This is a genomic window from Thauera terpenica 58Eu (assembly GCF_000443165.1).
In the GTDB taxonomy this organism is placed as follows: Bacteria; Pseudomonadota; Gammaproteobacteria; order Burkholderiales; family Rhodocyclaceae; genus Thauera; species Thauera terpenica.
The window spans coordinates 1-20,404 of sequence record NZ_ATJV01000002.1; the positions used below are offsets into that span (position 1 = coordinate 1).

Annotated in this window: 15 protein-coding genes and 1 pseudogene; all 16 read right to left on the reverse strand. The window is 58.3% G+C overall.

The annotated features are described in order from the left end of the window. Positions 1–76: 76 nt before the first annotated feature. A complete protein-coding gene (locus M622_RS22320) occupies positions 77–538 on the reverse strand; it encodes a bacteriohemerythrin (protein ID WP_021247776.1) in 462 nt (153 codons plus the stop codon). A gap of 344 nt (positions 539–882) precedes the next feature. Continuing rightward, a pseudogene (locus tag M622_RS40945) lies at positions 883–1,191 on the reverse strand (type II toxin-antitoxin system RelE/ParE family toxin); the annotation flags it as partial. Between the two features lie 21 nt (positions 1,192–1,212). Then, positions 1,213–2,439 carry a glycosyltransferase family 4 protein gene (locus M622_RS22325; RefSeq protein WP_021247778.1) on the reverse strand — a complete coding sequence of 409 codons (1,227 nt, stop codon included), beginning with the start codon at positions 2,437–2,439 and terminating at the stop codon, positions 1,213–1,215. Positions 2,440–2,458: 19 nt separating this feature from the next. Further along, the gene (locus tag M622_RS22330) at positions 2,459–4,114 is read right to left on the reverse strand and encodes a heparinase II/III family protein (protein WP_021247779.1); all 1,656 of its coding nucleotides are present in this window, start codon (positions 4,112–4,114) and stop codon (positions 2,459–2,461) included. Between the two features lie 77 nt (positions 4,115–4,191). Next, positions 4,192–4,773 (reverse strand): hypothetical protein, encoded by a 582-nt coding sequence (locus tag M622_RS22335; RefSeq protein ID WP_157281926.1) that lies wholly within the window; start codon positions 4,771–4,773, stop codon positions 4,192–4,194. Then, positions 4,766–6,184: an AAA family ATPase gene (locus M622_RS22340; RefSeq protein ID WP_021247781.1), complete on the reverse strand. Its 1,419-nt coding sequence runs from the start codon at positions 6,182–6,184 to the stop codon at positions 4,766–4,768. The genes M622_RS22335 and M622_RS22340 overlap by 8 nt, the downstream gene beginning before the upstream one ends. A 125-nt stretch (positions 6,185–6,309) precedes the next feature. Further along, positions 6,310–7,404, reverse strand: a complete 1,095-nt coding sequence (wecB, locus tag M622_RS22345; RefSeq protein WP_021247782.1) for a non-hydrolyzing UDP-N-acetylglucosamine 2-epimerase — start codon at positions 7,402–7,404, stop codon at positions 6,310–6,312. A gap of 1 nt (position 7,405) precedes the next feature. Then, positions 7,406–8,572, reverse strand: coding sequence for an O-antigen ligase family protein (locus M622_RS39555; protein WP_157281929.1), 1,167 nt, complete (start codon positions 8,570–8,572; stop codon positions 7,406–7,408). Beyond that, a complete protein-coding gene (locus M622_RS40090) occupies positions 8,556–9,815 on the reverse strand; it encodes a phenylacetate--CoA ligase family protein (protein WP_157281932.1) in 1,260 nt (419 codons plus the stop codon). Before M622_RS40090 ends, M622_RS39555 begins: the two co-directional genes overlap by 17 nt. Beyond that, positions 9,812–10,849 (reverse strand): CapA family protein, encoded by a 1,038-nt coding sequence (locus tag M622_RS39560; protein ID WP_084520646.1) that lies wholly within the window; start codon positions 10,847–10,849, stop codon positions 9,812–9,814. Before M622_RS39560 ends, M622_RS40090 begins: the two co-directional genes overlap by 4 nt. Next, positions 10,846–11,979 (reverse strand): glycosyltransferase family 4 protein, encoded by a 1,134-nt coding sequence (locus M622_RS22360; RefSeq protein ID WP_084520647.1) that lies wholly within the window; start codon positions 11,977–11,979, stop codon positions 10,846–10,848. Before M622_RS22360 ends, M622_RS39560 begins: the two co-directional genes overlap by 4 nt. Further along, a complete protein-coding gene (locus tag M622_RS39565) occupies positions 11,969–12,802 on the reverse strand; it encodes a carbohydrate deacetylase (protein WP_084520648.1) in 834 nt (277 codons plus the stop codon). Before M622_RS39565 ends, M622_RS22360 begins: the two co-directional genes overlap by 11 nt. Beyond that, positions 12,799–14,013 carry an oligosaccharide flippase family protein gene (locus M622_RS39570; protein WP_157281935.1) on the reverse strand — a complete coding sequence of 405 codons (1,215 nt, stop codon included), beginning with the start codon at positions 14,011–14,013 and terminating at the stop codon, positions 12,799–12,801. The genes M622_RS39565 and M622_RS39570 overlap by 4 nt, the downstream gene beginning before the upstream one ends. A 205-nt stretch (positions 14,014–14,218) precedes the next feature. Continuing rightward, positions 14,219–15,505: a Vi polysaccharide biosynthesis UDP-N-acetylglucosamine C-6 dehydrogenase TviB gene (tviB, locus tag M622_RS22370; RefSeq protein WP_021247788.1), complete on the reverse strand. Its 1,287-nt coding sequence runs from the start codon at positions 15,503–15,505 to the stop codon at positions 14,219–14,221. Between the two features lie 28 nt (positions 15,506–15,533). Beyond that, positions 15,534–17,177 (reverse strand): MraY family glycosyltransferase, encoded by a 1,644-nt coding sequence (locus M622_RS22375; protein ID WP_021247789.1) that lies wholly within the window; start codon positions 17,175–17,177, stop codon positions 15,534–15,536. Between the two features lie 390 nt (positions 17,178–17,567). Further along, a complete protein-coding gene (locus M622_RS22380) occupies positions 17,568–19,754 on the reverse strand; it encodes a polysaccharide biosynthesis tyrosine autokinase (protein WP_031346102.1) in 2,187 nt (728 codons plus the stop codon). Between the last annotated feature and the right edge of the window lie 650 nt (positions 19,755–20,404).

A 20,404-nucleotide genomic window follows, 5' to 3' on the forward strand; every position in this document is an offset into this window, starting at 1 on the left:
CACCCCATCACCGCCCTACCGCCCCCAACCGTCCTACCGCCCCTACCCACCAACCGCCCAACCGTCCTACCACCCCCTACCGCCGAAAAAACCGCTTCAACCACCCACCCTCTTCCTTCTTCTCCCGCCGCTCATTGGCAATACCGACCATCGTCGCCTTCACCGCGCCCACATAGTCGGCGTCGTCGCGGCGGATGTGGTTCAGCAGCCAGGTGGTCAGCAGCTTGTACAGCTCATCGCCAATCTCGTCGCCCAGGCGGTGGCGTTCGACGTAGTCGCCCACGCGACGCACAAACAGCTCATGCACGCGCTTGTGCGGCTTGCAATAGGCATAGCCCGCCTCCTCCTGCAGGCTCTCCTCGAACGCAAAGTGCGACATCGTGTAGTCGACCAGCTCATCCAGGGTGTCCCCCACCGCCTGGCGGTCGTGGGCCTGATTGGCGGCCTCGAGCGCGTTGATGTAATCAACGATGCGGCGATGCTGCTGATCGATGACGTCGATCCCGGTATCGAGCTCTGGGCTCCAGACGATAGGCATATTTTCCCTCGCTTCGTGTAAAGGCCAGGAGCTGCGCGGGACACATCACAAAATGTCGCCGAATACCCCTGGCCATGAACTACAACAAGCTGACTAGATCAGGCTGCAGGAGCGACGCAAGTCGCGAGCCCTTCCACGCGCCCCACCGCCCCATTGTCGCCCAAGCACCCCTGGCGCCGAAAAAACCGCATCAAGCACCCGCCCTCTTCCTTCTTCTCGCGGCACTCGCTGATGATGCCGACCATCTTCGCCTTCACCGCACCCACGTAGCCGGCGGCGTCGCGGCGGATGTGCTTAGTCGAGCTGGGCAGGCTAGACCAAAAAACTCGCGACTTGCGTCGCTCCTACAAAAAACCTCGTGCATACGGGAGTTGCCGCGCCAACGGAGACTTGCCGAACCAACAGAAACCGACCGCGCCAACGAAACCCACCCCTGCTCGATCTGGCTGTAGGAGCGACGCAAGTCGCGAGCTTTTCCTCTCGTCCCACCGCCCCACTGCCGCCCAATCGCCGCTCAGCTCATGAGCGCGCCACTCAAGGTCAAGCCGCTGCTCCGTCACCAGCGCCAAGAAAACAGCCTTCAAATCGCAATCGAGCGTAGCCCGGTGCTGGCCCTTGGTCTCGCGCTTATAGCCATGTTTGAACGCTGTGGCGCGGTCAAGCGTCCGCCCTCCCTACTTCCGCAGCGACTCCAGCACCCGTAACATCTTCCGCGCCAACTCACTGCGGTCGTAGTTCTTCGCTCCCGCCAGCGCGTTGCTGCGGTATTGCTCATACAGCGCCGGGTCTTCGGCCAGCTTCACCAGCCCATCGCACAGCGCATTGGCGTTCTCCGGCTCGCACACGATGCCCACGCCTTCCTTCTCCACGATTGCAGCAGACTCGCCCGCCACGCCGTGCAGCACGGGGATGCCCATGCCCATGCACTCGAACAGCTTCGACGGAATCACGGTGGTGAATAGCTCGGTCTTGCGCAGATGGATGATGGCCACGTCCAGCAGTGACCAGTAGCGCACCACCTCATCCTTCGACACCGAATCCACAAAGATCACGTTGTCCAGATTCTTTGCCTTCGCCTGCTGCATCAGATCGGCTTTGCGCGCACCGTCGCCCAGCAGGATCAAGCGATAGCGATCGCCGTCCGGGCGTGCCTTCAGTTTTTCAGCTGCTTCCAGCAGGGTTTCCAGCGCATGCGCCATGCCATGCGTGCCGATGTAGCCGGCAACGAACTTGCCGTCCAGCCCCAGCTCGCGCACCAACTCGGCGTCCTTCTCGCGCGGGTTGAAGCGGCTGATGTCCACGCCGTTGGTCACCACTTGGATCTTGTCGGCGTCGATGCCGCGGCCAATGAGGTTGTCACGGAAGGCATTCGTCACCGACACCACCGCGTTCGCCTTACGGTACAGAAACAGCTCCAGCTTCTCGAGCCAGTCGAGCGCCTTCGATTCCTTCATCGCCCCCACAGCGCGGATCGACTCCGGCCACAGGTCGCGCAGCTCGAACACCCAGGGCACGCGCTTCATGCCCGCGACCACGTATGCCGCGCAGGCGGTAAAGAACTGCGGCGACGTACCCACCACCACATCCACCCCGCGCACGAAAGGACTCGCCAGCGTCGCCATCACCATGAAGCTCTGGTAGTCCAGGATGCGCTTCACAAAACCCTCGTTGGCGGTGATGTACGACCACACCCGGATCACGCGGATGCCGTCCATCTCTTCGGTCTGCCACGCCCGGTTGCGGTAGCCGTCGAACACCTTACCCTTGGGAAAGTTCGGCGCGCACGTCACCACGGTAACCTTGTGTCCCGCCCTCACCCACTCGCGGCAGTGCTCGAAAGTGCGGCTGGCCGGTGCATTGACCTCGGGCGGAAAATTGTCGGTCAGGAAAAGAATATGCATAAACGCCTTCTGCTATCGCCTACATCCACTTGAAGCGCACGCGTGCGCTCTGCCCTACCAACTTCACGCGCAGCAGCATGCAAGGCTGCGCAACCCCAAAGCGCGGGTGCCACGACGAAGGCACCAGCTCGCCCGCTCCGCGCTCGATCTGCCACCCAACACGCCGGCCGTCCGCCAGCACGGCCACGCCCTCGCGGCCATACGGATCGGCAGAAACCACCACATCGGGATGAAAGCGGTAATGCGCCACGGCCTCACCGTAGCCTCCGGACACGTTGTCCTCCACGGCCAGCGAGCCCACATGCAGGAACCAGATCCGCGTATGCACCGGGCGTCCCTTCAGCCAGCGGTAACCATCGTGACTGCAACTCACCTGCAGGCAGTTCGCATCCTCCAACAGCGACAAGCCAGCGGGATAGGCCCGCCGCGCCACACGAAAGCCGCCCCACACCTCGGACGAATCCTGCCCGTCCACCGTTACCGTGTTGTGCGCAGCCGTGCCGCGCTGGCGCAGCCGCTCGGCGCTCGTGCCGTAGCACGAAGTACCTCCATTCACCAGGACACGCTGCCCGAACAGTGACAGCTCGAAGCTCAGCGTATCCGCATGCGCATGCCCCGGCAGGTAGTCCGGCCCCACCCGCGCCACGTCCAGCAAGGCCACCGCGTCGCCCGACTGCAGGCGCACATAGCCGCTGTCCGGTAGGCGCTCCACTGCCTGCAAGGGCAGCGGCACCGCATCGGGAAGGCAGCGCGCAAAGTAGCCCTCCAGCTCGGCCACCGACGGCGCGATACCAATCGCCGCATCGTTGAACAGCGCAATCTCGCCATCCGGGTGGCACATCACCTGCAGCCAGCGACGCATTGCCGGCAAGCGCGGAATCAGCCAACCCCGAACCCGCTGGTCATCTTCAGCGGGCGCCGTGCCCGCGTAGCAGGCCGCCACGTTGATCAGGTCCAGCGCATCCTCCAGCGCCAGCGCGTGGTACATCGTGCTCAGCTCGAACTGCCCGCCGTCGGGCAGAAACTGCTCGGGGATCTCACGCGCCAGGATCTCCAGCGCCGTCCTGCGCCATCCATCCGCCTCCTGGCCCTCGAAGAACAGCCCGGCAAACAGCAAGGCCTTGGCGTTGCCAAACAAATGGTTGCCCAGCAGATGGATCTCGAGCCGTCGAGTCAGCCAGCGCGCCTGCACCGCCAGGCTATGAACCGCAGCCGGCGACAGCTCGCCGCCCGACAGCGCCCACTTCACCCAGTTAACAACGCGAAGCGACAGCGGGTAGGGCTCCCAGCCGTTGCCCTGCCCCGGGGGGTTGTGCGCGATCCAGTCCTCGATCAGCACCAGGTGCCAGGCCTGGCGCGCCTCGGCGTCGACCGCGTTGAGGTCGTCGAAATAGTGCTGGTTGTAGCGCCACAGCTTCTCGCGCTGCCCACCGTCCCAGCCAATCTCGTCCAGCCCGCCCGGTTCGTTCAGGAACACGAAGCTGCGCGGCCCGCTCATGCTCGGCAGCCGCCGTGCCGGCGCCTGCCATGTGCCCGACCGTGCGCGCAGCGCGGACGCCGCACGCAGGTCGGGCCTGGGCCGCGAATACCGGAACCACACCCGGCCATAGAACTGCACCGGCCGCAAATGCCGCAGGGTGTACCAGTAGCGCCCCGTCTTGTTCAATAAACCCATCGTCGCTCAGTTCGTCCCACGCTCATCCAGGCCCGACATGTCCGAGCCCATGCTGTTCAATCATCGTGATCCCAAGATCACACACTCAACCGCACCCGCGCATTTCCAGCCGCATCGCGCTCATGTCTAAAATGCTTCAAGCGCGGAAACCGACGATCGATCTCCACCGAGCCACTGATCCAATCGGCAACGTCTCCGCTCACCTCGACCCGGACTCCGACCTGCGCCTTCAACAGCACCGGGTTCTGGCTCAGCGCATCCTGCTTGTAGGCGGTGTGGCAGACGACTTCCTTGGGGCACTCCAATCCAAGCACCCCCAGCAAGGCATGCGCGTTATGCAACGCGCCCTGCAGTTGAAGCTTCACGCTGCGCCATTGACTGGAGCCCACCTTGCTCTTCAACTCGACCAAGTGCAGCGCCCGCAGCGACTGGTCGCGGCCAAAATGCAGGATCACCCCATCCGCGGCCTTACCCTGTCTGATGCACGGAAAGCGCCCGCTTTCGGTCAGCCTGAACCGCAGCGCAGTCTCCCCCTCATCAACCTCGAAGGACAACCTGCCCTCGCCACCTGACTTCGTTTCCACCACATCGACCTGCTGGCCCTTCTCATAGTGATCGGGGTGAATCCAGTCGAGCCGGGCCTGCGCCAGATCAAGCATCACCCCCCTCCACATCGCCATCCAAGTCTTCCTGCAGGCGATAAATCTCCCTGGTCAGCGCTGCCAGCGGCTCGTTGAACGTCTGCACCGCAACACCGTACGCCGTCACCGGCAAGGCCGTCACCGTGGTCTCGCCCGCCTCGCGTCGGAACTGGAACACGCTCAACATCTCCTCCGCGAGCGTCTCCCCGGCCTCATAGCCCAGCTCTGCGGACAAAGCCTTTCGTTGCGGATGACCATGCAGCTGCACCAGGTTGTTGATCTGCTGGAACAGCGTGTCGCCATGGGTGGTCGCCACCACCGGCAATTCGGCATTGACCAGGCGCACGATCGCCCGCGCCATCGCCCGCTGCGCCTGCGGATGCAGATGCGCTTCCGGCTCCTCGATGAACAGCGTCCGGAACGACGGCCGATGCTTCAGGAAATGCACGATCGGCGCGAGCTCGGCCACCAGCGACGAGCTCAGGTACATCGGCAATCTCGTGTTGCCCTCGCCAAAGGGCTGATACTCATAGTCGGGGGCGCCACCGTGCTTCACCTGCTGGATTCCGCCCTGCAGCAGGGTCTTCTCCAGCCAGCCCGCGGTCCTGGCATAGGCCGCCCCTGCCGTCGGAGGCGTGCCGTTGAGCGCCTGCAAAAAACGCACCACCGGCAGGGTGAACTGGCTGGGTGGCACCGCATCGTCCGCCGCCGCGTCATAAAGGGTTAGCGCCTCGCCCACCAGCGCGCGGAACGTCAGCATGAACCCTGTGCGCGACGCGGGCAGAAACAGGGGTTCGCCATCAACGCGCTGCGATGCCCCAGGCGGGTAAAGCGGCCCGGCAATATCCCCACCGATCAGCTTCCATGTCACGTAGCAAGCTACACGGTGGAACTCGCCCGCATTCGGCCAACCATCGCCATCGCCCAGCGGCACGCTGATTCGGTGCGCTTGCCGCGCCGACAGACGCACCGCCTCGTCGTCCGTGCGGAACACCAGCGTGATCGGCTTCACGCGCGAGTAATCCACCAAGCGGAGATCGCCTACCGGGAGATCGCGGTTGCCAAAGATCCGCCCCACCAACTGTTTCTTGTGCTTCGCCAGCAGCTCATTGAACCACTGCACGAACAACTGCATATCCTCGGCCGACAACACGACTTCGCCGCTGCCGCCTTGGGCAATCTGCGTCTGCGCACGCGCCCGGTGCTTCATCAGCACTACGATGCACGCCTTGTAAGCCTTCGACTCCCCCGGTCGCGCCGGGAACAGCGTCCGCCCCAAGGCCAGCACGCCCCACAGCAGGCTTGCCATGTAGCTCTTGCCGCTGTTGTTCTCACCAACGAACAGCGTCAAGGGGCGCAGTGCCACCTCCGCATGCTTGAAGCGGGCAAACCCTTCCACACAAAGCGTCCACCGCTGATGCATGGCCATCGAAACACCCCTCAAGAATCAGCAAATGGCGACACGCTACACCCATCGCCCCCAACACGTCGCCCCCATAGATGGTCAAACCGTAGGAGCGGCGCCAGCCGCGAGCCTCCGATTACCCCCCGCGCCTACCCCAGCAACTCTTCCAGAATCCCAACGATCCGCTCGCCGGTCCTGCCGTCCCACATCTCGGGAATGCCACCCTTCTTCCACTGCCCGGCAAACAGCTTGTCCAGCGCAGGGGCGAGGGCTGCCGGATCGGTGCCGATCAGTTCGTTGGTGCCGGTGGTCACGGTTTCGGGGCGCTCGGTGCTGTCGCGCAGCGTCAGGCAGGGCACGCCCATCACGGTGGTCTCCTCCGTAATGCCGCCCGAATCGGTGATCACCGCCTTGGCGTTCTTCACCAGGTAGTTGAACTCCAGGTAGGGCTGCGGATCCACCAGGCGGAAGCTGTCCGGCACCTCATTGAGGTCGCGCAGCGTCTTGGCCGTGCGTGGATGCACCGGGAACACCACCGGCAGGCCGCGCGTGCCTTCGGCAATTGCGCGCAGCAGGCGGGCGAAGCCGTCGCCCTTGTCCACGTTGGCCGGGCGATGCAGCGTCACCACAAAGTACTCACCCGCCTTCAGGCCCAGTCCGTCCCAGAAGTCCGGCTTCTGCAGGCGATCGATATTGGCGAGCAAGGTGTCGATCATCGTGTTGCCCACGAAGAAGATGCGCTCGTCGCCCACCCCGGATTTGCGCAGGTTGGCGTTGGCCACTTCGCTGGTGGTGAAGAACCAGTTGGTGATCGCGTCCGTCACCATGCGGTTGATCTCTTCGGGCATGGTCCAGTCGCCCGAGCGGATGCCCGCCTCAACGTGCGCCACCGGCACATGCAGCTTTTGTGCGGCAATTGCGCAGGCCATGGTCGAGGTCACGTCGCCCACCACCAGGCACAGATCGCTGGGCGACTCCAGCAGCAGGCGCTCGTAGCGGCTCATGATTGCGCCGGCCTGTTCGGCCTGCGTGCCCGAGCCAACCTCCAGGTTTACATCCGGTTCGGGAATACCGAGCTGGCGGAAAAATTCGCCCGACATGCGCGGATCGTAATGCTGGCCGGTGTGGATCAGCCGGTAGCGCAGCATGCCGCCCGCAGCCTTGCGCGCTTCGAAAGCGCGAATGATCGGGGCGATCTTCATGAAGTTGGGGCGAGCGCCCGCGATGATGTCAACTGTATTCATACTAATCTCTCACCAACGAACCTTCACGCGCAGCACGTAGTCTCTCAGCGAGCAAAATTCCCATTAAGAAGAACAACATCCGTGCGTCAGATATCGTAAAACTCTTCATAAAATTCAGAAATTCATAACAAATCAACGCCAAGACAACACCCAGATATGGAAATCTAACCTTTAACCCCGCCCACACTGAAAAAACAAAAACAAGAACAAAAAGAAAAAGCCCGATCACGCCATTCTCGAACAGCAACTCGAGCACGATATTGTGTGGATAAGCCCTTTCGTCATAACCAAGAACCATAAAACCCCAAGAGCCCGTTCCGTATCCAAATACCACTGCAGCGTCATCTGCAAGCCATTCACGCATTTGCACCCAAAGATCCGTTCGCGACGAAAGCTCACCTTCAAATAGCAGAATAAAACGCGCAACTGCTCTATCTATGAAAAAAGCCGCCTGTTCAAACTGCGAAAGAAACTGGCCGATAAGCAAAATCGAGAATCCAACAAACGACAATACCGTTATCGAACTCCAACTCCTGCGGACAATCAGCCCTAAAAAAAGCATTCCGACACCGAAAAGCAGCGGCCCTCTAGCGCCCGTGAGCAATAAACACAACAACACAAAACACGTTAGTGCCAAGTCTATTAACCACGATCTACTAACGCTAAAAAAGCCTAGTATTGCCAGCAATCCACCGCCAAAATAGCCAGCTGTGAGATATATAGACCGCTGCGAATCTGACAACGAGTAAAAATCACCCGCACTTCTCAACATCCCAAACGCGGAAAAGGCGAGCACAGAAACTGTCAAAAAAAAATAAATCCTTATAAAACTATCAACATAAACACTGCCGGACAGTATTGGCAACCAAAATAGCAGCGCACAAACCATCAACCCAGCAAGCTTTTCATAAACGTAACCTTCCGAGGGAGTCCAGATAACACTACATACTGCCCACAAGAGAAACGGCAAAATCAATGTAGCAGTTGCAAACCTATCCCTTTCGACACCCCTTAAAATCCCCCCTAGAGTCGCAATTATGAGAAATCCAAAAGCAACGCTTACCACAGGAAACTTCACACCAACGACCAGAAGAATTGCTTGACTGAGCAAGCCAGAAGCGAGCGAAACCGCTGCAGCAACCGCCACAAGGCTAAATTTCTCGGACAACAGATTTAACCTTTCCACCTTTGGTCCTCACGAATTCATCTTGGTGAACAACCGTAAGCTCCACCTCTTCACCAAGCATATTTTGAAGGTCACGCTGGAATTCTGTCTTATCAACAACACCGCCACGCCCGAGATTAAGGACAAACCGCTTCAAGCCAATTTGGACTAGTTGGGCCTCACCGCAATTGCGAACGTGCGTGAAGATCCTCGCCAACCTTCCGACCCTTGTGCCTTTACTGTTAAGGACGTAGTCATCGACTCTACCCTCGATCTCTAGTCCAATCGGATAGGGAAAGCCGCATCCGCAATTGTCCACACGCCCTGTCAAAATATCGCCTGTTCGATATCCGAGCAAGGGCATCACAGAATTCCAGTATCCCGACCCAACTATCTCAAACAATTCGTCATCACGTGGATCAAGGGTGATATCTCCAATCACACCCAGATCATGCAGCGTTCCTCTCGGACAACGCCACATTGCACAAACATTCTCGACCTGACCATAGAACTCCGACACTTCACACCGAAAAGCCTCTTTAAGCAGTTCACGTCCCGCGGATGAAATCGTCTCGCTGCCTGTGCTAACTAGGCGCAGATCAAGATTCAGACGCACATTCTTCCGAAGAATATGCTCGGCTATAACCAGGAGTGCAGACGGGTACCCGTGAACCCAACGGACACCATATCGCTCCATCGCCGTCAGATACTCATCAATTGCGTTAGCAGACATGTTGAACGATGACACGTAAAGCTGCCGAAGGCCCGGCAAGACAATCCAGTCTCCGAGGCAACCAGAACCACGTGGTATCCGCCTCCCGCCAACAACCATCCCGCGATCCCCAAGCTCAATCCCGAAGAACGAGCGAAAGAGCCACCAAGCTGCCGCTTGTGTCGCTATAGCTTCTCGGTCTGTGTACAGCGTTAATCCAACCCCTGTCGTACCACTCGTCTTCGTCTTTACTACACTTGGCCAAATCCCCTTCCTGACCATAAACAAGTCAGGCCTAGACCGCACTACACTTTTATCTACTTGGCCGACAGTCAGAAACTCCCCCTTACCATAGTAGGGTGCACTTCTAGCCAACAACTCTATTTCCTGCCGCCTTCTAAGCCTCCACTCATCAAAGCGAGCAGGGTCACCCTGAAAAAGCGATCTAAAAATCTCGAGCCTTTTTCTAAAATCGGCGCCTTGGCGCGTAGCCGATAGCACGGCTGCACCGATCTTCAATGCAGTCCGCTTCATTTATTCCGCCCAATCAACTTAATCAGCATAGCGCTCAAAGCACCAAACTGGCGAGGCCCCACTTGCCTGATGCGCGCTGGATGCAACCAATATACTGCACGTTTCGCAAGCCTAAAGGCAAAATAAAACCGTATAAATACAGAGTAACCCTTCGAATCAAAGCGAAGCGGATATGAATACAAGCGAAATAAAAAGCCGACATCCCGCGAAAACCTTATCTCACGTCGGACAGGATCGTAAACTGCGCGCACTAGTTCAACAGAGTTTTGATCAAAGTCCACTCCGATAACCAACGAGTCACGGTTCTCGTCCGGCAGGCGCAACACCCCCTTTCGACTCGCATATTCATCAAAGATGAAGTTCCCAAGTGAGTAGAAGACATCGCTACTACCCTTCTTTTCGCACCCCTGAACAACATGTGCATGATGCCCGACAACATAACGAGCACCCCGCAAAACATACTCATTAGCTAAACGCCGCATCTTCCATGACGGATAGCGATAGTTTGTCTCTCCCCAATGAACATAGACGACAGAGGTTACTCCGTGCTTTCTATTCTTTGCGAGGGCGCCCAGCAACTCTTCGGACTCGGCATCGCAACAACGAACACCATCTTGCGATACCAGGTCAGTGACCGCGCCGGTCTCCGCTTCTACGACAAAAAAAACTTCTACCTCTCTACCCGCCGCCGTCCTAAAAGTCACGCTACTATGGGATCCACTCTTATCGCGGAACCCCACAACTTCAAACCCACTCGCTTTCAAAGCATTTACTAAAGACTCAAACGCTCGCTCACCGTAGTCGTGAACATGATTATTCGCAACTCCGAAGTGCGTAACTCCGACTCTTTTAGCCAGCGTCAAACTGTTAAGACCTTGTCCGAGATAAACTTTATTTTTCTCAAACTTAGAGACCTCGTTCACGACACCCTCATAGTTCCCTATAACGATGTCGCCGGGCGCAAAAGGAGAGTCGAGCAGCGACAAATCTCCTTCGCCTCTCACCGAAAAATCTCCAATAAACCACGCTTTCATGCGATGCCTCGCCCGTAGTAGGCAATCAAGTCGCTATAAAGCGAATCTGCATTCCAATCTTCCACGAACCTACTTCTTGGCAAGCTCCCTGCGGCGTCCGCCGCTTGCAAAATCATCGCTTTCTTCATCCCTGCAGCTAAGTCCACCGCACTATCGGGCTTAACGAGCACAGCAAACTCCGCCTGATCCAGGTAGCGCCGCTGAGGGGGAAGGTCGCTCGCAACGATATATAGCCCAGCAGCCGCATACTCAAACATCTTCGTCGCGGGGTTTCGATGAAACTTCTTCATGTCCTTTAGGGGAATAACGCCAACCTTGCAGGCGCTCAACTCCGCGGGGACTCTCCTGTAAGGGACACGTCCGGTGATCTCAAGATCAACGTTGGCTGCACGAGCTATTGAAGCGAGTTCAGATCCCAACTCGCTCCCTGGATCTCCAATCAACCGCGCCTTTCCTGTCCACCCTACTTCGCGCTTTAGAATTCCTAAGGCCTCGACGAACTCAATGACACCAGTTCTCCGTGACATTGAACCCAAAATACAAAAATCGGCTTCCTTAGCACTTATTTCGTCCAAGCCACCTACACCCGAAAAGTCCTCTAGACGGGGGAAGTTTGGGAACAAAAAGCAGTTCTTGGCCCCCCACTTTCTGTACTTTTCTTCCAGCCAGTGGTCAGAAACTGAAATGCCGCCAAAAACCTTCGCTCCCCAATACTCCATCAAGAGCGTGGACTTTGCTAAACCATATCGGAAAAGCAGAGGAATCTCTGTTTTGTGCTCCAATAGTGAAGTAGGCATATCCTCGCGACAATCATAGAAAACCTTAACTCTTGTAAACTGCGCAAGAAAAATTGCTAGCGGCAAGAACTCAACACTGCAAATCTGTACTGCATCTGGCTTCCAACTCAAGACTCTATTTAGTAAATTTAGCCCACCTGTCAGCCTAGTTAGTCGGCGCACGCCCTTAGGCAAGACCGTGCATATCAGATTAGTGAAGACGCTTGGCGGGTTATCTCGACAAAAGAAGTTTACTGACCATCCCGCACGAGTCAGCGCACCAATTTCCTTGTAGTAATACCGGTGATCATCCGCAGGCCCTACTGACGCCACTACGATAATTTTATAAGTCATTGTAGGAGACTCTCTCAATACTCAGTTCAGCCAGAAGACTCAAAAAGCGTTCATCGCTCAAAATTGAAAAGTCTGAACGACGCCGTTGCTGCATCTCAGGCGACTGATTTAGAACACCACCGCCTAAACTAGGATGACAACTTAGCTCCGCCGTGCTCTGCTCCCCCCACACACCATCAGACGCATAACATCTAAATAGCCTCTCGAAGTCTTGCCACGACTCCACCTTTGGTATTCCAAAGCGCACAACTGGAAAACACAATTTTCTCGAACTGTAAATCCGTTCATTTAATCCAATTACGAATCTACGGTGAGCCGGCAATAACTTACCGGAGGAACCTCTTGGTGTTCGGACACGCGAAATTCCATGCCGCTGGGCCGCTTCTGCAACTTCGATTGCTATTGTGGGAAGTCGGGCAACATGGTGGTGCGTATCAAGATGTGAGATCCGCTCCGCTTTCGACAATACAGTTTCGATTTGCGCATCGAACTCGTGAGCGATATCCCTCTTTCTGAGGGAAAGCATAAAACTAGACAGATTATTTAAGTTTATTGCCTTGAAATACCCTGTTTCTAAATTCACTAGGGCGCTATTTTTGGTCTGGGGCGAAACAGGCTTTCCCGTGCTTATATTCAAGTGAACACCTACGGAAACTGCCCTCCCCTCGTTCGTCTGAAATCTGCAATCGTCCAACGACTCAATACACCCTGCCATTGCCGAAACACTAGTTAGAGAGCCATGCAACGCAAGTGAATGACATGCCTTGTTTATATCTTTGTCCCAACCGTAGTCATCTGCATTAATTATTAGAAATCTAGTCATACCTTAAATACCTTAATGACAATATAGATTAACGAGATGTACGCCAAACCCATTGAGACCACAAGACTTAAAACTGCTTGAAGAGCGCTCGCCTCTAAAAAAACTACACATATGAACGAAACGACGCACAAGAGCAGAAGCCTGAGCACCTCCCATTTCATCTGAGCCTGTGAATTCTGCGTAACGACGAGCGCCTGAGATATTGGTATCACAAAGAACGAAATCAGAAATGCCGGCCAAATGACATATAGATAATCAAGTGCGAAAATCCACTCTATCAAGTAGCTCTCAACAAGCAAGCTCGCGAGCAAAACAACAACCCCATAAACAGGCAAACTAATTAAGAACCCAATCTTTAAATACTTATACAAAATACCTCGAACAGCCGCTCCGGAACGATAGCTTGCGCTAAACTCACTCAAAAAGTACGGCTGTAGAGCTTGAGATACAATTCGAACTGGAGCGCTCAATATTTTGTAAGCCACACCTACCGCAGCAGAAGCCTGGGCGCCAAAGAAGATTCCGGAAAATATAACAATGAACTGCACTGACAATCCATTGAACAGAACGGACAAATTTGAAAGAAAGAGATCTTTGATCCGAACAACATTCCAGTTTATTCTCGTCACCCTCAATCTGGGCATAGCAGGGCAGCGCCCTTTTTTATTCTCTATAAATAAAACAACAGCAAAGAAGAGCCGAGCAAGGACATCACTTAATAGAAGTGCTTCTATAGAGCCGCCTAAATAAACGAAGAGTGGCTGAAAGAGACCATAGACAATCCCTTGAGCAAGTCTTGCGTCTATTATTGCACCTGGATTTCCTTGATAGATTGCGATCGCTTGATGGATATTTGACCAGCCTTGGAAGTAACTGGCAGCAAATAGGGCTAGTGCGAAGCTGAGGGTTAAGTAACCTCCAAGTACGCCAACTGATGACGCGAACACAAGGAGACCTGTGGTGACGGTCAGCGCCACCCCTGACAGTTTAAAAAACTCTTCGCAAACTCCCGCATCCTTTGCTGCCGGAGCAACCATTTCTGCCCGAATGGTTAGCAGAGGGGTAATCAGAGTGACAACCGCCACAAAAACTGCATAGATACCGTAGGATGCAGGGTCAATAAACTTCAGAGTAAACGGAATTCCTATTAGAGGCCCAATATAGCCAATTCCATTTTTTAAGACGGCAATTTTTTTTTGATCTCTCTTCACAGAAAAAATTTTCCACGCAGGGTCAGCTTAAGAAAAACCAGTCACTGAAACCACTAACCTTCCTGTTTGTAATGTCATGAAGCAAAGGGGTGCTTAGCGTTATAGAAGCAAACGCTTAGCTTCGGACAAAGCTGAGACATTAATTCTTGAAAAGTCAGTTACCTTAAGCAACTGGTTTTTTATGTTGATTACATTATGGAAAGAACTACAGCCTGAGATCAGCGGCGTCGCGCGGCATCACATACTTGAGGTCATACACCACATGTTCCGGCTTGCCGAGGGCGCGAATCGCAGCCGGGCCCATGGCCTTGAACTGCTCATGCGCCACACCGACGATGATGGCGTCGTAGGCGCCCTGCCTGGGCGCATCGATCGGGGCAAGACCGTATTCGTGCTTGGCTTCGGCCACATCCACCCAGGGGTCGTATACGTCGGCTTGGATGTTGTACTCGCCCAGCTCCTTGACGATGTCGACGATGCGGGTGTTGCGCAGATCCGGGCAGTTCTCCTTGAAGGTGAGGCCCATGACGAGCACACGCGCGCCTTCGACGGTGATGCGGCGCTTGAGCATGGCCTTGACCAGCTGCGACACCACATAGGCGCCCATGCCGTCGTTAAGGCGCCGGCCGGCCAGGATGATCTCGGGGTGGTAGCCGATGGACTGCGCCTTGTGGGTGAGGTAGTAGGGGTCCACGCCGATGCAGTGGCCGCCCACCAGACCGGGACGGAAGGGCAGGAAGTTCCACTTGCTGCCGGCGGCTTGCAGCACGGCTTCGGTGTCGATGCCCATCTTGTTGAAGATGATGGCCAGCTCGTTGATGAGGGCGATGTTGACGTCGCGCTGGGTGTTCTCGATCACCTTGGCGGCTTCGGCCACCTTGATGCTTTCGGCCTTATGCGTGCCGGCGATGATGATCTGCAGGTAGAGGTCGTTGACCAGTTCGGCCACTTCGGGCGTGGAGCCGGAGGTGACTTTCTTGATGGTGGAGACGCGGTGTTCCTTGTCGCCCGGGTTGATGCGCTCGGGGCTGTAGCCGGCAAAGAAGTCGACGTTGAACTTGAGGCCGGAGAATTCTTCCAGCACGGGCACGCAGTCTTCTTCGGTGGCGCCGGGGTAGACGGTGGATTCGTAGATGACGATGTCGCCCTTCTTGAGCACCTTGCCGATGGTCTCGGAGGCTTTGATCAGCGGCGTCAGGTCGGGCTGCTTGTGATCGTCGATGGGCGTGGGCACGGTGACGATGAAGACGTTGCAGGCGGCCAGGTCAGCGGCGTTGGCGCTGTAGTGCATGCCGGTGGCTTCGCGCATTTCTTCGTCGGAGACTTCCAGCGTGGCGTCGTGGCCGGCTTGCAGGGCTTTGATGCGCGCCTGATGGATGTCAAAGCCGAGTACGTCGCGCTTCTTGGCGAATTCGATGGCGAGGGGCAGGCCTACGTAGCCCAGGCCGATGATGGCGAGTTTGATCTGGTCGAGAGTAGGGAGTGTGTTCATCTGGATTAGCTCTGTGGAAACGAGAGGTTCAGGGTTTGGGGATGATGGTGTCGGGTGCGGGCGCGAGCGCGCGAGCGCGCTTTTCGGCGGCTTGGGCCTGCACTTGCGCGTGCGCGACCCTGAGATTGACGTCCTGGTCGAGGATGCGGCCGCGATGCACATAGGTGAAGGACTCTTCAAGCAGCAGGCGCTTTTGCTTGCGACGGTCGCGACTGCGTTTCTCGAAGCGCTCATCGCCGCTTAGGGGGGTGGCGCGACGGTCGTTGAAGGGGTCGCGGTGAACGTAGCTACGGATGAAAACGCCACTGTGCGGGTGTAGCGCCTTGCGGATGAGGCGCAAGTAGTCGACCTGTTGCTTCAGCGGTGCGGCTTCGTCTTCCAGCAAAATTTCGACCACTGCATAGCGCAAACCGGGTGTGCCGTCAGGATTGGTCTGCTCATACAGACGCGTGCGAAAAGCGGTTTTTTCGCCTAATTGGGGGGCGATCAGGGCGTTGATCTGTTCCACGTGCTCGAGCTTGCAGTTGCCAAAAAACACACCGCAGTTGCCGGCCGGGGTGAGATTCAGACGGCGGTGAATGGCGCGCAGTGCCGGCACGAAGCGCCACGGCCTGGCCGTGATGCCGAGGTAGGCGGCAAACACGCACAGAAAGGCGAAGAACATCAGCCCTTCCGAAGCGCCCCATTGCAAGGCCAGCACGCCCACGCTGCCCAGCCCGAAATGCAGCAGGCCAATGGTGGTGACGACGTTCTCGACCCGAAAACCCGCGCGCTGCAGCAAGTGGTGCAGATGGTTGCGGTCGGGGGTGAAGGGGGACTGCCCCAGCCACACGCGGCGCAGCATGACGCTGAGCGTATCGACGAGCGGAATGGCAAACAGCCACAGTGCGGCCACCGGGCTGATGAGTGCGCCCTGCCCTGCACCCTCGACGCGGCCATTGCCCACTGCGCCCGTGTCCTGCGTGAGGGTGATGAGCAGCCACACCACGATGAAGCCCAGCATCATGCTGCCGTTGTCCCCCATGAAGGTGCGAGCGCGGTGTTGCGTGCCAAAGCGCAGGTTGAACCACAGAAAGCCCAGCACGCCACCCAGCGTGGCCATGGCCAGCAGGTGCGTGGCGCCGCTGCCGGACAGGCCGGTGATCACGGCCACCAGCACCAGCGTGCCGGCGGCGATGGTGCCGGCCAGGCCATCGATGCCGTCGACCATGTTTTGGGCGTTGATGCCGCCGATGGTGGCGAATACGGTAAACGGCACGGCCAGCGCGCCCAGTGAAACGTCGCCGGTAAACACCAGGTCGCCCAGGCTAGTCAGCGACACACCGCCGCCGTACACCATCAGGAAGGCAAGCGCGGCCTGCACTACCAGGCGGATTCTGAAGCTCAGCTTCCAGCGGTCGTCGGCCAGGCCCACCAGAAACATCACCAGGCCGCACACCAGCAGCGACAGCCATGCCGTGCCTTGCGCCGGGTAGTAAAAGAACAAGGCCGCCACCGCCACCAACAGGGCCGCGACCACGCCAAAGCCGCCGACGAAGGGGGTGACGTGTTCGTGTTGTTTGTGTTCACCGGGGTGATCGACCAGCCCGACGCGCGGCGCCAGCGCGATCATCAGCCGGATGATGATGGCCGATGCAGCCGCAGCCAGTATTAGAACGACGAGTCCGTCCATGTCAGGACTCTCCTGTGTTTTTCATTGAAGTTATGCGCTTGTTTGTGGCGGTGGCGGTGGCGGGTCGATCGGCGTTAAAGGCTCGCGGCTTGCGCCGCTCCTACAGGGAGGCAGGTGCTGTTTTTGTAGGAGCGACGCAAGTCGCGAGGTGTTGCGTTTGTGTGTGGCGAAGGCGGTTGGTGGGTCGTCGGCGTTAAAGGCTCGCGGCTGGCGCCGCTCCTACAGGGGGGCAGGTGCTGGTTTTGTAGGAGCGACGCGAGTCGCGAGGTGTTGCGTTTGTTTGTGGCGAAGGCGGTTGGTGGGTCGTCGTCGTTAAAGGCTCGCGGCTTGCGCCGCTCCTACAGGAGGGTGTCAAGGCGTTCAAGGCGTGGGGCGTGGAGGCGGTCACGCTCAGGCCTTGTATTGGTACTGGTAATGGTAGCCATGCTGCCCGAAGCGGTGGCGCTGACGGGTCAGGTCTAGGCCGTTGAAGACGAAGCCCTTGACCTCGACACCACCCTGCGCCAGGCGCTTGACGGCTTGTTCGAGTTCGCCCATGGGGTGACGGCCGGCGCGCACCACCATGAGGGTGGCGCCGGTGAGGCGGCCGATGATGGCGGCGTCGGACACAGCCAGCACGGGCGGGGCATCGACGATGAGCACGTCGCACTGTTGTTCCAGGCTGCGCAGCATGGCGCCAAAGCGCTCGTGCATCAGCAGCTCCGACGGGTTGGGCGGGATCTGACCGGTGGTGACAATGGCCAGGCCGGGCACTGTGGTTTGGCGCACGACGGCTTCGAGCGTGGCCTTGCCAGTGACATAGTCGGACACACCGCCGGCGCGCGGCAGGCCGAATTCCTTGTGGATGTGGCCCTTGCGCATGTCGGCATCGACCACGATGACGCGCTTGCCGCTTTGGGCCAGCACCGCGCCCAGGTTCTTGGAAATGAAGCTTTTGCCCACATCGGGCGCCGGGCCGGTGATGAGCACCGAGCCGCGATCTGCGCCCAGCAGCGCGAAGTGCAAGGTAGTGCGCAGGCTGCGCAGGCTCTCCACCGCGTTGTCGTCGGGGTGGCTGGTGGCGAGCAGTTCGCCCGAGCCCTTGCCGCGCTTGACGCGACGGTCGAGCTCTTCTTCGGCCTTGCTCTCGGGCACGGTGGCGTACACCGGCAGCGACAGCTGGCGTTCGATGGCGTCGGGGTCTTCCACCACCACGCGCAGCGCGCGGATGGCCCACACCAGGCCCAGGCTGGCCAGACCGCCCAGCACGCCGGACAGCAGCACGATGAGCGCCTTGCGCGGGGCGATGGGGAATTGCGCGGTGACGGCGTCGTCGATGACGCGCACGTCGCCCACGGTGCCGGCGCGGGCCACGCGCAGCTGCTGGGCGCTGTTGAGCAGGTTGGTGTACAGCGCGGTGGACACCTCCACGTCGCGGTGCAGGCGCAGCGCGGTCTGCTGGGTGTCGGGCAGGCGGGAGACGTCCTTGTCCAGCGTGCTACGCAGCGCGCGCAGGCGCGAGATCTGCGAATCCACCGCCTGCACCTGGGGGTGTTCGGCGGTGAAGCGCTGGCGCAGCTCGTCGCGTTTTTGCTGCAGGATGACGATGTCCTGGTCGACCTTGACCACCGAGCTGAGCATGGATTGGGTTTCCATGGTCAGGTCGATGGAGCCGCGGGTCTGGCGGTAGTTGTTGTAGGCGGCTTCGGCGGTGTCGAGCTGGCGCTTGAGCTCGGGCAGCTGCAGCTCCAGGAACTTGAGCGTGGATTCGGCTTCGGCCGAGCGGTATTCCACGTTCTGGCGCACGTAGGCGTTGAGCACTTCGTTGAGCACCGCCGCCACCTGCGCGCGGTCGGTGCCGGTGAAGGCGACTTCGATGACGTTGGACTGGCGGGCGCGCTCGCGCACTTCCATTGATTCACGCAGGTCGGCGATGGCGCTGGCGTCGCTGCGACGCATGACATTGAAGCGCGTGCCGGGGCGGGCGATCAGTTCGGCCACGAACAGGCTGACGCGATCGGTTTCGACCGGCTCGCCCACCCTGCCCTGGACGATGACTTCGCCCTCTTCACCCAGCAGGGTGAAGTGATTGTCTTCTGCGGCGATGAGGGTGAGCGGCAGGCCGACCAGCTCAGCAGGCACTTCCAGACTCTGCACGGTGATGCGCTCGCCACCCCAGGCGTAGCTGCTCAGGCCCAGCAGCGGCGCGGCGATATCGTCGCCATTGCCAAAACGGCGCGCATAGGCGCTGCCGATGATGGGGGCGTAGTCCGGCTGGGCAACGACGCTGAGGTTGAGGCGCTCGACGACGCGGGCCAGGATCATGCGCGAGCGCAGGATTTCAAGCTCGGCCGCCACCGAACTGTTGTCACCCAGCACGCCTTCGACATCACGCAACGCGGCAATGCCGCCCTTCATCTTGCCTTTGTCCTCGACCTGCAGCAGGGCGTCGGCGCGGTAGATGGGGGTGGACACCAGCGCCACGAACACCCCTATCGCCACCGCCAGGGTGGTGACGGCGAGGATGAGCCACTTGTATTCAAGCAGGGTGGCGATGATCTCGCCCAGGTTGATGAAGTCGTCTTCGTCGTTCCGCATGGATCTGGCGCGACCAGCATTGTCGGCATCAGCCACAGCAGAAGGTGCAATTTCTCGACGCACAGGTAAGGGTTCCTTTGGGGTTGTACAGGTGCAAATGTTTGCAGATTTCAAATAAGGCCGCAGGGGTGGGTCGGCGGTTTTTCGTCGGGGCGATGATCTGTCGGGGCGGTTGCTATGTCGGGGCGTCGCTCCTACAAAAGTCAAAACCTCTCCAGCTGCCTTGCTGCTACCAAACCGTTGTCGCGGCGTTTTCCCTGTAGGAGCGGCGCGAGCCGCGAGCCTTTGACCTTGGTTGGTGCGCGCACGGCGTTTGTTTAAAAGCTCGCGACTTGCGTCGCTCCTACAAAAGTCAAAACCTCTCCAGCTGCCTTGCTGCTACCAAACCGTTGTCGCGGCGTTTTCCCTGTAGGAGCGGCGCGAGCCGCGAGCCTTTGACCTTGGTTGGTGCGCGCACGGCGTTTGTTAAAAGCTCGCGACTTGCGTCGCTCCTACAAAAATCATCAAGACCTCTCGGCTTGCCTTGCTGCTACCAAACCGTTGTCGCGGCGTTTTCCCTGTAGGAGCGGCGCGAGCCGCGAGCCTTTGACCTTGGTTGATGCGCGCACGGCGTTTGTTAAAACCTCGCGACTTGCGTCGCTCCTACAAAA

What these genes read in the sequence shown, in the direction of transcription:
- M622_RS22320 (WP_021247776.1), bottom strand. Translation starts at nt 538, where the DNA reads ATGCCTATCGTCTGGAGCCCAGAGCTCGATACCGGGATCGACGTCATC.
- M622_RS22325 (WP_021247778.1), bottom strand. Translation starts at nt 2,439, where the DNA reads ATGCATATTCTTTTCCTGACCGACAATTTTCCGCCCGAGGTCAATGCA.
- M622_RS22330 (WP_021247779.1), bottom strand. Translation starts at nt 4,114, where the DNA reads ATGGGTTTATTGAACAAGACGGGGCGCTACTGGTACACCCTGCGGCAT.
- M622_RS22335 (WP_157281926.1), bottom strand. Translation starts at nt 4,773, where the DNA reads ATGCTTGATCTGGCGCAGGCCCGGCTCGACTGGATTCACCCCGATCAC.
- M622_RS22340 (WP_021247781.1), bottom strand. Translation starts at nt 6,184, where the DNA reads ATGGCCATGCATCAGCGGTGGACGCTTTGTGTGGAAGGGTTTGCCCGC.
- wecB (WP_021247782.1), bottom strand. Translation starts at nt 7,404, where the DNA reads ATGAATACAGTTGACATCATCGCGGGCGCTCGCCCCAACTTCATGAAG.
- M622_RS40090 (WP_157281932.1), bottom strand. Translation starts at nt 9,815, where the DNA reads ATGAAGCGGACTGCATTGAAGATCGGTGCAGCCGTGCTATCGGCTACG.
- M622_RS39560 (WP_084520646.1), bottom strand. Translation starts at nt 10,849, where the DNA reads ATGAAAGCGTGGTTTATTGGAGATTTTTCGGTGAGAGGCGAAGGAGAT.
- M622_RS22360 (WP_084520647.1), bottom strand. Translation starts at nt 11,979, where the DNA reads ATGACTTATAAAATTATCGTAGTGGCGTCAGTAGGGCCTGCGGATGAT.
- M622_RS39565 (WP_084520648.1), bottom strand. Translation starts at nt 12,802, where the DNA reads ATGACTAGATTTCTAATAATTAATGCAGATGACTACGGTTGGGACAAA.
- tviB (WP_021247788.1), bottom strand. Translation starts at nt 15,505, where the DNA reads ATGAACACACTCCCTACTCTCGACCAGATCAAACTCGCCATCATCGGC.
- M622_RS22375 (WP_021247789.1), bottom strand. Translation starts at nt 17,177, where the DNA reads ATGGACGGACTCGTCGTTCTAATACTGGCTGCGGCTGCATCGGCCATC.
- M622_RS22380 (WP_031346102.1), bottom strand. Translation starts at nt 19,754, where the DNA reads ATGCGGAACGACGAAGACGACTTCATCAACCTGGGCGAGATCATCGCC.